Origin of the sequence: Frankia torreyi, from assembly GCF_000948395.1 — a bacterium.
GTDB lineage: Bacteria > Actinomycetota > Actinomycetes > Frankiales > Frankiaceae > Frankia > Frankia torreyi.
In genome coordinates this window covers 13,050-27,199 of sequence record NZ_JYFN01000051.1, presented here as the reverse complement: position 1 = coordinate 27,199, position 14,150 = coordinate 13,050, and the positions used below count along the sequence as shown (strand labels likewise).

General features: G+C 72.6%; 10 protein-coding genes. 9 read left to right on the top strand and 1 reads right to left on the bottom strand.

Annotation, left to right across the window (positions count from 1 at the left end):
- Window positions 1-24: 24 nt before the first annotated feature.
- The 8 genes from hydA (at window position 25) to FF36_RS23920 (ending at window position 9,778) form a co-directional block, all read left to right on the top strand.
- On the top strand, window positions 25-1,491 hold the full coding sequence (gene hydA / locus FF36_RS23955; RefSeq protein ID WP_044887418.1) for a dihydropyrimidinase: 1,467 nt from the start codon (window positions 25-27) through the stop codon (window positions 1,489-1,491).
- A 41-nt stretch (window positions 1,492-1,532) separates the two neighbouring features.
- Window positions 1,533-3,023, top strand: coding sequence for a CoA-acylating methylmalonate-semialdehyde dehydrogenase (locus FF36_RS23950; RefSeq protein ID WP_044887417.1), 1,491 nt, complete (start codon window positions 1,533-1,535; stop codon window positions 3,021-3,023).
- A 4-nt stretch (window positions 3,024-3,027) separates the two neighbouring features.
- Window positions 3,028-4,170, top strand: coding sequence for a TIGR03842 family LLM class F420-dependent oxidoreductase (locus FF36_RS23945; protein WP_044887416.1), 1,143 nt, complete (start codon window positions 3,028-3,030; stop codon window positions 4,168-4,170).
- Window positions 4,167-5,168 carry an ABC transporter permease gene (locus FF36_RS23940; RefSeq protein ID WP_082122183.1) on the top strand — a complete coding sequence of 334 codons (1,002 nt, stop codon included), beginning with the start codon at window positions 4,167-4,169 and terminating at the stop codon, window positions 5,166-5,168. Before FF36_RS23945 ends, FF36_RS23940 begins: the two co-directional genes overlap by 4 nt.
- A gap of 40 nt (window positions 5,169-5,208) precedes the next feature.
- Window positions 5,209-6,189: an ABC transporter ATP-binding protein gene (locus FF36_RS23935; RefSeq protein WP_242422793.1), complete on the top strand. Its 981-nt coding sequence runs from the start codon at window positions 5,209-5,211 to the stop codon at window positions 6,187-6,189.
- The gene (locus FF36_RS23930) at window positions 6,186-6,980 is read left to right on the top strand and encodes an ABC transporter permease (protein ID WP_044887415.1); all 795 of its coding nucleotides are present in this window, start codon (window positions 6,186-6,188) and stop codon (window positions 6,978-6,980) included. Before FF36_RS23935 ends, FF36_RS23930 begins: the two co-directional genes overlap by 4 nt.
- A gap of 51 nt (window positions 6,981-7,031) precedes the next feature.
- Window positions 7,032-8,189: an ABC transporter substrate-binding protein gene (locus FF36_RS23925; RefSeq protein ID WP_044887414.1), complete on the top strand. Its 1,158-nt coding sequence runs from the start codon at window positions 7,032-7,034 to the stop codon at window positions 8,187-8,189.
- Between the two features lie 185 nt (window positions 8,190-8,374).
- Window positions 8,375-9,778 carry an aspartate aminotransferase family protein gene (locus FF36_RS23920; protein ID WP_082122182.1) on the top strand — a complete coding sequence of 468 codons (1,404 nt, stop codon included), beginning with the start codon at window positions 8,375-8,377 and terminating at the stop codon, window positions 9,776-9,778.
- Window positions 9,779-9,888: 110 nt separating this feature from the next.
- Here FF36_RS23920 and FF36_RS23915 read toward each other — a convergent pair whose 3' ends face one another.
- Window positions 9,889-12,177, bottom strand: coding sequence for an MMPL family transporter (locus FF36_RS23915; protein ID WP_044887413.1), 2,289 nt, complete (start codon window positions 12,175-12,177; stop codon window positions 9,889-9,891).
- A gap of 160 nt (window positions 12,178-12,337) precedes the next feature.
- On the opposite strand from FF36_RS23915, the gene FF36_RS23910 reads away from it, so the two are divergent.
- Entirely contained in the window at window positions 12,338-13,279 is a 942-nt protein-coding gene (locus tag FF36_RS23910; protein WP_044887412.1) for a TetR/AcrR family transcriptional regulator, read from the top strand.
- The last annotated feature ends 871 nt before the right edge of the window (window positions 13,280-14,150 follow it).

Genomic DNA, 14,150 nt, shown 5'->3' with positions numbered 1-14,150 from the left:
CCGCCGCAAGGAGGGATCTGACGCATGAGAACGCTCATCACGGGTGGGACGCTGGTCGGACCGCTCGGCGCGGCCCCGACGGACGTGCTCGTCGACGGCGAGACGGTGGCCGCCCTGCTCGCCCCGCCGGCCGCGCTCGGTGCGTCCGCCCGGGGTGCGGCCGGCGGCGGGCCGGCGGCGAGCGGCGCGGGCCGCCCGGCGGTCGACGCCGACCGGGTCATCGACGCCACCGGCAAGTACGTCATCCCGGGCGGGGTCGACGTGCACACCCACATGGAGCTGCCCTTCGGCGGCACCGCGGCCTCCGACACGTTCGCCACCGGCTCGGCCGCCGCGGCCTGGGGCGGCACGACCACGATCGTCGACTTCGCCGTGCAGCGCACCGGCGAGGTCGTCGAGGAGGGCCTGGCCGCCTGGCACGCCAAGGCCGAGGGGCAGTGCGCGATCGACTACGGCTTCCACATGATCATGGGTGGGGTCGACGAGGCCGCGCTCAAGGCGATGGACTCCCTCGTCGCCCACGAGGGCGTCACCAGCTTCAAGCTGTTCATGGCCTACCCCGGCGTGTTCTTCAGCGACGACGGCCAGATCCTGCGGGCGATGCAGCGCGCCGCCGACTCCGGCGCCACGATCATGATGCACGCGGAGAACGGCCTGGCCATCGACGTCCTCGTCGCGCAGGCGCTGGCCCGCGGCGACACCGACCCGATCCACCACGGCCTGACCAGACCGTCGGCGCTGGAGGGCGAGGCCACCCACCGGGCGTCCGTGCTCGCCCAGGTCGCCGGCAACCCCCCGCTGTACTTCGTGCACCTGTCCGCCTCCGAGGCCCTCGGGGTGGTCAGCGCCGCCCGGGCCGCCGGGCGCAACGTGTTCGCCGAGACCTGCCCGCAGTACCTGTACCTGAGCCTGGAGGAGCACCTGGGCGCCCCCGGCTTCGAGGGCGCCAAGTACGTCGCCTCCCCGCCGCTGCGCACGAACACCGCCCCGCACGCCGACGACCTCTGGCGGGGGCTGCGCACCGACGACCTCGCCGTCGTCTCCACCGACCACTGCCCGTTCTGCCTCAAGGAGCAGAAGGAGCTCGGCCGCGGCGACTTCTCGAAGATCCCGAACGGGATCGGGACCGTCGAGCACCGCATCGACCTGATCTACCAGGGCGTCGTCACCGGGAAGATCTCACTGCAGCGCTGGGTCGAGACCTGCGCGACCACCCCGGCGCGGATGTTCGGCCTTTACCCGCGCAAGGGCGTCATCGCCCCCGGCTCGGACGCGGACATCGTCGTCTACGACCCGAACGCGACGACGACGATCAGCGCCGCCACCCACCACATGAACCTCGACCACTCGGCCTGGGAGGGCTTCGAGATCGCCGGGAAGGTCGACACGGTGCTCTCCCGCGGGTCCGTCGTCGTCTCCGGCGGGCAGTTCAGCGGCCGTGCCGGCCACGGCCGCTACGTGCCCCGCGGCCTGTCCCAGTACCTGCGCTGACCTGCGCTGACCTGCGTTGACACGGAAGAGGAGGTGCGGCGATGCGGACGATCGGTCATCTCATCGGCGGGGCCGAGGCGGCGGACGCCGCCGGTCGCTACGCGCCAGTGTGGAACCCGGCGACCGGCGAGCAGCAGGCCCGCGTCGCGCTCGCCTCGGCGCAGGAGGTGCGCGCCGCGGTCGGCGTCGCCCGCGCGGCGGCCCCGGGCTGGCGGGCGACGCCGCTCGGCCGCCGGGCCGAGGTGATGTTCCGCTTCCGCGACCTGCTCGACGCCGGCCGCAAGGAGGTCGCCCGGCTGCTGACCGCCGAGCATGGCAAGACCCTCGACGACGCGCTCGGCGAGATCGCCCGCGGCCTGGAGAACGTCGAGTTCGCCTGCGGCGCCCCGCACCTGCTGCGCGGCGGCTACTCGGAGGAGGTCTCCGCCGGCGTCGACGTCCACGAGGTGCGCCAGCCGCTCGGCGTCGTCGCCGGCATCACCCCGTTCAACTTCCCGGCGATGGTGCCGCTGTGGATGCTCGCGAACGCGCTGGTCTGCGGCAACGCGTTCGTGCTCAAGCCCAGCGAGCGCGACCCGTCCCCGGCGCTGTTCCTCGCCGAGCTGCTGGGGCGCGCCGGGCTGCCCGACGGCGTGCTCAACGTGGTGCAGGGCGACAAGGTCGCCGTCGACGCGCTGCTCGACCATCCCGACGTCGCCGCGGTGAGTTTCGTCGGCTCGACCCCGATCGCCCGCTACGTCTACGAACGCGCCACCGCCGCCGGCAAGCGGGTGCAGGCCCTCGGCGGGGCGAAGAACCACATGGTCGTCCTGCCCGACGCGGAGATCGCCGCGGCGGCGGACGCCGCGGTCTCCGCCGCCTACGGCTCGGCCGGCGAGCGCTGCATGGCGGTGTCGGTGGTCGTGGCGGTCGGGGAGGCCGCCGACCCGCTGGTCGAGGCGATCGCCGCGCGGGTGCGCGGCATCCGGGTGGGACCCGGGTATGACGCGGCCAGCGAGATGGGGCCGCTGATCACCGCGGCGCACCGGGACCGGGTCGCCGCCTACCTCGACACCGCCACCGCCCAGGGGGCGAGCGTCGTCGTCGACGGCCGCACCGACCCCGCCACCAGCGGCCCCGGCTTCTTCCTCGGCGCGAGCCTCGTCGACCACGTGCGGCCGACCAGTGCCGTCTACACCGACGAGATCTTCGGGCCGGTGCTCGCCGTCGTGCGGGTCGCCACCTACGACGAGGCACTGCGGCTGATCGAGGACAACCCGTACGGCAACGGCGCGGCGATCTTCACCCGCGACGGCGGGGCCGCCCGGCGGTTCACCGCCGAGGTGCAGGCGGGGATGGTCGGCGTCAACGTGCCGATCCCGGTGCCGGTCGCCTACTACAGCTTCGGCGGCTGGAAGGGTTCGCTGTTCGGCGACCTGCACATGTACGGCCCGGACGGGATCCGCTTCTACACCCGGACCAAGGTCGTCACCTCCCGCTGGCCCGACCCGGCGACGAGCTCGGTCGACCTCGGCTTCCCCCGGACGCGGTGACGCGGTGGACGTCGGAGTGGTGCTGCAGACGAACCCGCCCGCCTCCCGGGTGATCGACCTTGCCCGGCAGGCGGAGAACCTGGGCTTCAGCCACGTCTGGACCTTCGACTCCCACCTGCTGTGGGAGGAGCCGTTCGTCATCTACAGCCAGATCCTCGCCGCGACCCGCAAGGTGCTGGTCGGGCCGATGGTGACCAACCCGGCGACCCGCGACTGGACGGTCACGGCGTCGCTGTTCGCCACCCTCAACGAGATGTTCGGCAACCGGACGATCTGCGGGATCGGCCGGGGCGACTCGGCGGTGCGGGTCCTCAACGGCAAGCCCACGTCCCTGGCCACCCTGCGGGAGTGCATCGAGGTCGTGCGCGAGCTCGCGAACGGGCGCAGCGCGCAGGTCGACGGCAGCACCGTGCGCTTCCCGTGGGGCGCGGCGAGCCGGCTCGACGTCTGGATCGCCGCCTACGGGCCGAAGGCGCTGGCGCTGACCGGGGAGATCGGCGACGGGTTCATCCTCCAGCTCGCCGACCCGGACATCGCTGCCTGGACCATCCGGGCGGTGCGCCGCGCCGCCGAGCGGGCCGGGCGGGACCCGGCGGCGGTGAAGTTCTGCGTCGCGGCGCCCGCCTACATCGGCGCCGCGGACCCGCTGTCGCTGGCCCACCAGCGCGACCAGTGCCGCTGGTTCGGCGGGATGGTCGGCAACCACGTCGCCGACCTCGTCGCCCGCTATGGCGCGGACGGCTCCGTGCCGACCGCGCTGACCAGCTACATCGCCGGCCGCACGGGCTACGACTACAACGAGCACGGTCGGGCCGGCAACGCCCACACCACGTTCGTCCCCGACGAGATCGTCGACCGGTTCTGCCTGCTCGGCCCGCCGGAGGCCCACATCGAGCGGCTGGCGCAGCTCGCCGAGCTCGGCGTCGACCAGTTCGCCGTCTACCTGCAGCACGACGCCAAGCTCGCGACCCTCGAGGCGTACGGCGAGACGGTGATCCCCGCCGTCGCCGGCACGGTGCGCGCCACCTCCGCCGGCACCCAGCCCCCCGCCCCGGTCGCCCCGGCGACCGGGGCGCCGTCGGCGACGCCGCCCGCGGTGTCTCCTGCAGGGCCGCCAGCGGACCCGACTCCGGCGGCCGGCGGATGACCGACGCCGCCCTGTCGACGGCCGCGGCGGCGACCGTGGCCGGTCCCGCCACCGGGGCCACGCCCACCGGCGACCCCGCGGGCCCCGACCCGCTCGGCCTGCCGCCGCGGCGGCAGGCCGCGGGCGTGGCGGCGCGGGACCGACTGCGCCGGGGTGTCCTCGCGCTCGTCGCGCTCGTGCTGCTGTGCGCCGTGTGGGAGGGCTACAAGGCGGTCGGGTCGCCGCAGGGCACCCGGCTGTGGGGCGCGCCGGTGCTGCCGCGGACCACGGACGCGGCCATGCCGCACGTCTGGTCGGTGCTGGCGGAGCTGGGCCGGCCCGAGCTCAGCCTGCGCGACGACCGCACCGTCGGGGAGTCGGTGCTGCGCGGGATGTGGTTCTCGCTGCGGGTGGCGCTCGCCGGCTTCGGGGTCGGGGTCGGGGTCGGCGTGCTGCTCGCCGTCGCGATGGCCCGCCTGCGGGTGCTGGAGCGCGGGCTGCTGCCGTACGTGATCGCCAGCCAGACCATCCCGCTGGTCGCGCTCGCCCCGCTGGTCGCCGGCTGGGGCGGCCGGCTGCACCTGGGCGGTCTGGCCTGGCAGCGCTGGATGTCGGTGGCGCTGATCGCCGCGTACCTGGCGTTCTTCCCGGTCGCCGTCGGGATGCTGCGCGGGCTGCAGGCGCCGGCGGCGGAGTCGGTGGAGCTGATGCGCAGCTACGCGGCGTCATGGTGGCAGACGCTGATCCGGCTGCGGCTGCCGGCGTCGGTGCCGTACCTGATGCCGGCGCTGCGGCTCGCGGCGGCCTCGGCGGTGATCGGCACGGTCGTCGCCGAGATCTCCACCGGCACCCGCGGCGGCGTCGGGCGACTGATCATCGACTACTCCATGTCGGCGAGCAGCGACGCGACCCGGCTGTACGACGCGGTGCTCGGCGCCGCGGCCATCGGGCTGGTCATGGCCGCCGCGGTGGCGCTGTTGGAAGCGGCGGTCGGCCGCCGGTGGGGCCGTCATGCCTGACGGGCCGCGCGGGCGGCGCACGGAAGCGAGGACGAGCGGCATGACGGCGGAGGCGGTAGTGGAGGCGGTGGCGGCGGCGGAGGAGGAGGCGGCGGTGGTGGTGCGCGGGGTGACGAAGGCGTTCGACGTCGCCGGGGCGGCGCCCGCCGTGGCACTGACGGACATCGACCTGACGGTCGCCCGCGGCGAGTTCGTCTCGCTGATCGGGCCATCCGGCTGCGGGAAGTCGACGCTGCTGCGGCTGGTCGCCGACCTGATCCCGCCGACCCGCGGGGAGATCCTCGTCGGCGGCCGGCCGGCCCGCCAGGCCCGCCTCGACCAGGACTACGGCATCGCCTTCCAGCAGGCCGGCCTGTTCGGCTGGCGCACCGTGCTCGGCAACGTCGAACTGCCGCTGCAGGTCCACGGGATGCGCAAGGCCGAACGCCGGGCCCGCGCCCGGGAGCTGCTCGACCTGGTCGGGCTCGCGGACTTCGCCGGCCACTGGCCCGGCCAGCTCTCCGGCGGCATGCAGCAGCGGGTGGCCATCGCCCGCGCCCTCGCCGAGCGGCCCCGGCTGCTGCTGCTCGACGAGCCGTTCGGCGCCCTCGACGAGATGACCCGCGAGCGCATGCAGGCGGAGCTCGCCCGCATCCGGCGGGAGACCGGGACCACCGTCATCCTCGTCACCCACTCGATCCCCGAGGCGGTGTTCCTCTCCGACCGGGTGGCGGTCATGTCGGCGCGGCCGGGGCGGATCACGGCGATGGTCCCGGTGGAGCTGGCGGCGCGGGCCGGCGTGGGCCGCGGCGTCGACAGCACCGACCTGCGGGAGCAGCCCGAGTTCTTCGCCGCGGTCACCGCCGTGCGCGAGGCGCTGCGCGCCGGCGAGTCCGCCCTGCTGCGCGTTGCGTCGGGCGGCGGCGCGCCGGCGGGGGCAGGTCCGGCGGGGGGAGGTCCGGCGGGGGGAGGTCCGGCGGGAGTCGGTCCGGCGGGGGGAGGTCCGGCGGGAGTCGGTCCGGCGGGAGTCGGGGCTTCGTGAGCGGGGTTCGGCCGACCGCCCGGGTGCTGGCCCGCGGGCGGGCGATCCTGCCACCGCTCGTCGTCGCGGTCGTCGTCCTCGGCGCCTGGCAGGCGTTCGTCGACCTGGGCGACGTGCAGCCCTACCTGCTGCCGAGCCCATCGGCGATCGCCCACCAGTTTCGCGAGCACGTCGGTCCGATCCGGTCGGCGGCATGGGTCAGCGGGGTCAACGCGGCGGTGGGGTTGGCCCTCGGCGCGGTCGCGGGGCTGGTCGCGGCGATCGTGGCGGCGCGCTCCCGGCTGATCGACGGGATGCTCGCCCCGGTCGCCGCCGCGATGAACGCGATCCCGATCATCGTGCTGGCCCCGCTGTTCAACGCGATGTTCTCGACGACGTCGTCGGTGCCGCGGCGCGCGGTGGTCGCGGTCGTCGTGTTCTTCCCGGTGTTCGTCAACACCGCCCGCGGGCTGCGCGAGGTCGCCCCGGTGCACCGCGAGCTGATGCGCAGCCTCGCGGTCGGGCCGTGGCGGTTCGCCCGGACCGTGTCGCTGCCCGGGGCGCTGCCGTTCTTCTTCACCGGGCTGCGGCTGGCCTCGTCGCTCGCGGTCATCGCCGCCGTCGTCGCCGAGTACTTCGGCGGCCGGCAGAACGGCCTCGGTTCACGGATCACCTCGGCGGCGGCGAACAGCGCCTACCCCCGGGCGTGGGCGTTCGTCGTCGCGGCCTGCCTGCTGGGCCTGCTGTTCTACCTGGTCGTCCTGGCGGTGGAGAGGGCGGCGATGCCCTGGCGCCGACACGCCGGTCGGTAATGCCACCAACCGGGAATCCGGCATTTATTCACAAGGGGTAACGGGAGCGATATGAGAAGGAAAAGGACGCTGGGTGGGCTCGCGGCCGGGTTGGCCGCGGTGCTGGCCCTGGCCGCCTGCGGCTCGGACGGGGGCAGCAGCGGCTCGGATGCGTCGACGACCGGCACCGGGGCGAAGCTCACCCCGGTGAAGCTGCAGTTGCAGTGGTTCACCCAGGCGCAGTTCGCCGGCTACATCGCCGCGAAGGAGAAGGGCTTCTACCGCGACGCCGGTCTCGACGTCAAACTGCTGGAGGGCGGCACGGACATCGTGCCGCAGACGGTGCTGGCCCAGGGGCAGGCCGACTTCGCCGTCGCCTGGGTGCCGAAGGCGCTGGCCTCCCGCGAGCAGGGCGCGCAGATCACCGACATCGCGCAGATCTTCCAGCGTTCCGGCACCCGGCAGGTCAGCTTCGCCGACGCCGGCATCAGCGGGCCGGCCGACCTCAAGGGCAAGAAGGTCGGCAACTGGGGCTTCGGCAACGAGTACGAGCTGTTCGCCGGCATGACCAAGGCCGGTCTCGACCCCGGCAAGGACGTCACCCTCGTCCAGCAGCAGTTCGACATGAACGCGCTGCTCTCCGGCGACATCGACGCCGCCCAGGCGATGAGCTACAACGAGTACGCCCAGGTGCTGGAGGCGAAGAACCCGAAGACCGGCGAGCTGTACAAGCCGTCGGACTTCACCGTCGTCGACTGGAACGACGTCGGCACCGCCATGCTCCAGGACGCGGTGTGGGCCTCCACCGACAAGCTCCAGAACGACCGGGCGTACCAGCAGACCGCGACGAAGTTCCTGACCGGCTCGCTGCGTGGCTGGATCTACTGCCGCGACCATGCCCAGGAGTGCCGTGACCTGGTCGTCGCCGCCGGCTCCAAGCTCGGCGCCAGCCACCAGCTCTGGCAGACCAACGAGGTCAACAAGCTGGTCTGGCCGTCGCCGGAGGGCATCGGCATGGTCGACAAGGCGGCCTGGGACCGGACCGTCCAGATCGCCAGGGCGACGAAGAACGCCGACGGCCAGACCGTCCTCACCAAGGCCCCCGAGGGGCTCGCCTACACCAATCAGTACGTCGAGCAGGCGCTGTCGGCGCTCAAGGGTGACGGCGTCGACGTCACGGGGTCGAGCTTCAAGCCGCTGACCGTCACCCTGAACCCGGGCGGCGGCTGACCCGTCCCCCCGTCTCCGCCGTCACACCGACGGCGCCCCCGCTCCCGGCGCCGGTGAGATCCGATGGTCCGTGGCGCCGCCGCGCGCCCGCCGGCCCGACCGTGGGTCGGTGGCGCGCGGCGCGTCCGCCCGGACCGGGCGGTCCCACCCGCGGGACGCCGACGACGAGGAGAGGACCCGATCCCTTGACGACCACCCCCGCCACCCCCGCCACCCCCGCCACCTCCGCCACCCCCGGCACCCCGGGCGTCGCCGGCCGCAGCGAGGCGTACCTCGACGATCGTCGGCACATGTTCCACTCCTGGTCGGCCCAGGCCAGCCTCGACCCGGTGGTCGTCGCCGGCGCCGAGGGGAGCTGGTTCTGGGACGAGTCCGGCCGGCGCTACCTGGACTTCTCCTCGCAGCTCGTCAACGCCAACATCGGCCACCAGCACCCGGCGGTGGTCGAGGCGATCGTCGCGCAGGCCCGCTCGCTGACGACCGTCGCGCCGTTCCACGCCCACGAGGTGCGCTCCCGCGCCGCGCGCCTCATCGCCGAGCGCGCGCCGGGCGACCTCGACCGCGTCTTCTTCACGAGCGGCGGGGCCGAGGCCACCGAGAACGCGGTGCGTATCGCCCGGCTCGCCACCGGCCGCCACAAGATCCTCGCCGCCTACCGCTCCTACCACGGGGCGACCGGCGGCTCGATCACCCTGACCGGGGAGCCGCGGCGCTGGCCCAGCGAGCCGGGGATCCCCGGCGTGGTGCACTTCTTCGGGCCCTACCCGTACCGCTCGCCGTTCCACGCCGCCGACGCCGCCCAGGAGTCCGACCGCGCGCTCGCCCACCTCGCGGAGGTGATCACGCTGGAGGGCCCGGCGACGATCGCGGCGATCATCGTCGAGCCGGTCGTCGGCACCAACGGGATCCTGGTACCGCCGCCGGGGTACCTCGCCGGGGTGCGTGAGCTGTGCGACACCCACGGCATCGTGTTCATCGCCGACGAGGTGATGTCCGGCTTCGGCCGGTGCGGCGAGTGGTTCGCCGTCGACCACTGGGGGGTCGTCCCGGATCTGATCTGCTTCGCCAAGGGCGTGAACTCCGGGTACGTCCCGCTCGGCGGGGTGATCCTCGCCCCGCACCTCGCCGACGCCTTCGCCGAGCGCCCCTACCCGGGCGGGCTGACCTACTCCGGGCACCTGCTGGGCTGCGCCGCCGCGGTCGCCTCGATCGAGGCGTTCGAGGCGGAGGGGATTCTCGACCATGTGCGGAGGCTCGGCACCGAGGTGATCGGGCCGGAGCTGGCGAAGCTGGCAGCCAACCATCCCTCGGTCGGCGAGGTCCGCGGGCTCGGTGTGTTCTGGGCACTGGAGCTGGTCCGCGACGGCGCCACCCGCGAACCGCTCGTGCCGTTCAACGCCGCCGGCCCGGCCGCGGCCCCGATGGGTGCGGTCGCCGCGGCCTGCCGCGAGCGCGGCCTGTGGCCGTTCACCCACTTCAACCGGGTGCACGTGGTACCGCCGTGCACCATCTCCGAGGCGGACGCGCGCACCGGGCTGGCGATCCTCGACGAGGCGCTGACGGTCGCCGACGGCTTCACCACGGGCTGACCGCACGCGCCGGGGCCCCGACAGGCACGTGCCTGCCGGGGCCCCGGTTCGTCAGTTCAGCGGTCCGCGTGGGGACGCCCCCTGTTCGCGGGCGGACCTGGCGGGTCGCCTCAGTGGGTGGGTTCCCCCGCGCGGGGGCTGCCCTCCTCCCGTCCCGGCTGGCCGGGGACCTGGCGGACGTGACCGCCGGTGCCGACCGGCTGGCCGGCGGAGGTCAGCGCGTCCGGGGGCAGCGGGGTGTGCTGCAGCTCCTCGATGTCCTCGGCGGACTCGACGGAGATCCGCGGCAGGATCCGGTCGAGCCAGGCCGGCACCCACCAGTTCGCCTTGCCGAAGACGTGCATGAGCGAGGGCACGAGCACGGTCCGGATGATGAACGCGTCGATCACGATCGCGCTTGCGAGCCCGAGGCCCATCAGCTTGATCACGCGTTCGTCGCCGAGGATGAACGAGGCGAACACCAGGGTCATGATGGCGCCGGCGGCGGAGATGACCCGGCCGGTCTCGGCCTGCCCGAGCGAGACGGCGAGCCGGTTGTCCCGGCGCGCGGTCCACTCCTCGTGCATCCGGCTGACCAGGAACACCTCGTAGTCCATGGACAGGCCGAACAGGATCGCGAACAGGATGACCGGGATGAACGCCTCGACCGGGCCGCCGGTGATGCTGAACAGCGACGAACCCCAGCCCCACTGGAACACCGCGACGACGACGCCGAAGGCGGCGCCGACCGCGAGCAGGTTCATCACGGAGGCGGTCAAGGGCACCAGCAGGCTGCGGAAGACCGCCACCAGCAGCAGGAAGGCGAGCACGACCACGACGCCGATGAACAGTGGCAGCTTGCTCGACAGCGTGCTGGAGAAGTCCTCGAAGATGGCCGTGATGCCGCCGACGTAGATCCCGGTGTGGGACGGGTTGGCCTGTGGGACCACGTCGTCGCGCAGCTTCTTCAGCAGCTTCGAGGTGTCCTCGGCCTGGGGACTGGTCGTCGGGTACAGGGAGACGATCGCCGCCTGGCCGTTCGGGCTCGGCCGCGGCTCCGACACCGACGCGACGCCCGGAGTGGCGCGGGCCGCCTTCACCACGGCGTTCAGGTTGGCCGTGTCCTGCGGCGACTTGATCTCCGCGACGATCGTGAACGGGCCGTTGAAGCCGGGGCCGAACCCGTCGGCGAGCAGGTCGTACCCGCGCTTGGTGGTCTTCGAGCTGTCGCCGTTGCCGAGGTCGGAGGAGCCGAGCCGCAGCGAGAAGAACGGGATCGCGATGATGAGGATCACCACGGCGCTGATGACGGCGAACAACTGGGGCCGGCGCTCGATGCCCTTGGCCCAGCGCCACCAGAAGCCTCCGGTGTTCTCATGCTCCGGGCCGCTGTCGGCGAGCTTGCGCCGATCGCGCTTGCTGAGCACCCGCATGCCGTAGAAGCCCAGCAGGGCGGGCAGCAGCGTGACGGCCGCCGCCATGGTCATCGCGACGGCCACCGCCGCCGAGATCGCCACGCCGTACAGGAAGCTCACCCCGAGGGCGAACATGCCGAGCAGCGCGATGCAGACCGTGATGCCGGCGAACAGCACGGCGCGGCCCGAGGTGTTCACCGCGGTGACCGCGGCCTCCTCGGGAGACTTGCCGGCCCGCAGGCCGATGCGGTGCCGGTTGACGATGAACAGCGCGTAGTCGATCCCGACGCCGAGGCCGATCAGGGTCGCCAGGATCGGGCTGAACTCGGCGATGGTGAGCACGTGCGAGAGCAGGATGATCAGCAGGCTGCCGACGCCGAGCGCGACGATAGCGGTGATCAGCGGCAGCGTCATGGCAAGCAGCGAGCCGAAGGCGATGAACAGGATGATCGCCGCGGCGGCGATGCCGATGAACTCGCTGTAGCTCTGCTGCTGCTGCTCGGTGATCGACACGACCTGACCGGTGGCCTCGACCTGCAGGGTGCTGGAGTCGTAGCCGCGGGCGGTGTCGACGAGCTGCTGGATGTCGTCCTTGGGCAGGTCGATGCCCTGCTCGTCGAAGTCGATCGTGGCGAAGGCGGTGTGCCCGTCGGAGCTGATCTGCGAGGCCCCGCGCGGGCCGTAGGGGCTGCCGACGTCCGAGACGTGCGGGACCTTGGCCAGCTTGTCGAGCATCTCCGTCGCCGGCGCCTTCAGGGCCGGGTCGGTGACGGCGACGCCGTTCTTGCTGTGCAGCACGATGGTGGCGCTGTCTCCCGAAGCCGCCGGGAAGTCGCGCTGCAGCAGGTCGATCGCCTTCTGCGAGTCGGTGCCGGGCAGGGAGAAGGCGTCCTTGTAGTCGCTTCCGGCCGCCTGGCTGACCCCTCCGAGGACGGCAATCGCGGCGATCCACAGGAGCAGTACGAGCCGGCGGTGCCTGAAGCACCATCGGGCGAGCGAAGCCACGGTTTCCCCTCGAGCGTTGATGATCGGTCGGTGTCGTCACCTGCGACGTCTTGATCGGCAGCGGTCCGTTGCTTGCTACCTGGGAACTTACCGGTCGTTTAGTAGGTAAGCTTGAGGGTAACATTCGTCGCGGACTCGATCGGAGGGGTGCAGGGCTGCCATGGTCGAGTCGACGTCACCCGGGTCAGCGAGCGATACCAGGTCGCGGATCCTTGCCGCCGCGGTGAGCCTCTTCGGAGAGCAAGGGTATGCCGGCACTTCTGTGAGGGACATCTCCGAGCGACTCGGCGTGACGAAGGCAGCACTCTATTACCACTTTCCGTCGAAGGAGACGATCCTCGACGCGCTGTTGGAGCCCTTCGTCTCCGAACTGGGCCGGCTGGTCGAACTGGTCCGGCAGTCGCCGCCGCCGAGCGCCCGGGTCCTGCTGGAGCGGCTGGTGGACATCATGGCCGGCCCCGGCGGCGTCCTGCTCGCCTTCGTGAACGATCCCTCGGTGATCCATCGCAAGATCGGCAAGAGCGACATGCTCTCCCTGCAGCAGGCCCTGGTCGGGGCGCTCGCCGGTCCGGCGCCGTCGGACCTGCGGCTGCTGCGGGCGCACTGCGCGGTCGGCGCGCTGCGCGCGGGGATTCTCGGGATGGCGTTCGAGCGCGCCCACGCCCAGGCCCGGGCTGAGGACGCCGACGGCGCCGGGGCGGTTCCCGGTGACGCGCGGGTCGCCTTCGGCGGGTCCGATCTGACCGGTGCGCCCGGCCGCGGGGAGCCGCTCTGCTCGGCGGCGCTGCGCACCGTGGCGGCCCGGCTGCCGCAGAGCATGCGCCCGCTGGTCTCCGCCACCGAGCGGCGCGAGATCGTGGCCGCCGCGCTCGCCGCTCTCGGCGCCGAGGAACCGGCGCCCTGGTCGTCGGGATCCGTCTGCTGCCCCGGTGCGGGCGAGGGTGCCCGGTCCCCCGGGGCCACCGGATCGTGCGTGGAATCCGCGACATCCGGGGCGCTGTCCGTGCCGTCGGTTTCTTCCCCATCCGCGCTTCCCGGTGTGCGCGGAGTTGGGATCACCCGGATCGGTGGGGTGAATCCCTCGGGCATCCACCCGGGGTAGTCCATCCGCTGGATGGATGGGTGGATTGAACCGGCATTCGTACGGGTGATCGACTGGTGCGGTTGAGTGTCCGATTGGGGTAGTCGGCACCCCCGGTAGCCACCGAACGTGCCTCCGTCGTCGTGCCGGCGACCACTGTCGGACCTCCCGTGATGCATCTTCGGGGCCCATGTGTCGGATGTCACCGTGGCGGGTGATATCCCCGCCCGGTGGTCCGTCCATTAGGTTCGGAGAAATGCCGCTTTCGATCACGTTTGTCGAAGGCGGTAGGGTGGTCGTCGTGTGGAGGATGGATCAGTGCTCGGACGATGCCCCACCAGCCTGTCCGGCGTACGTCACAGACCGGCCCGACCCGGCGCGGGAACGATCCACGGATGAACCTGGGCGCCGACGGGGCTGCTCTGGTGGCGACCCGATCGGACTGACGGCAGGGTACTGACGGCGGAGGTGGCGGGCCTGTGCCCGCCGGTTGTGATGTCGTGGTGACGGCCCTGCCGCGGGTCGTCGCCGGGCAATTCCGGCGTGGGCAATGCGGTGGGAAATCACCCCAATACCCGGGCCGGCCGTGGGAAGCGGTTCGCACGTCCCAGCAGAAGATCCCGAATCCATCGTACGACCGCCAAATCGGACCGCACCCGCGGTCGGCGATAGCGGGACGGCTCCGATAGCGGGGGTCGTGACGATAGAGGGAGTGTGATAGGGAGTCCGGAGCCGCGCATGTGATCCGCCCGCCCCGATGTCGCCCATCTGACCATGGACGATCCGACTGCGGGACGGTGAAATGGTGGGAGTCGTGGACCTGGTGGCGCTCGCGCGCCCGGGGTCCTGGAGTCCGACGCTTGAGAAGCAGTAGCTGTCCGGATCGGCACGG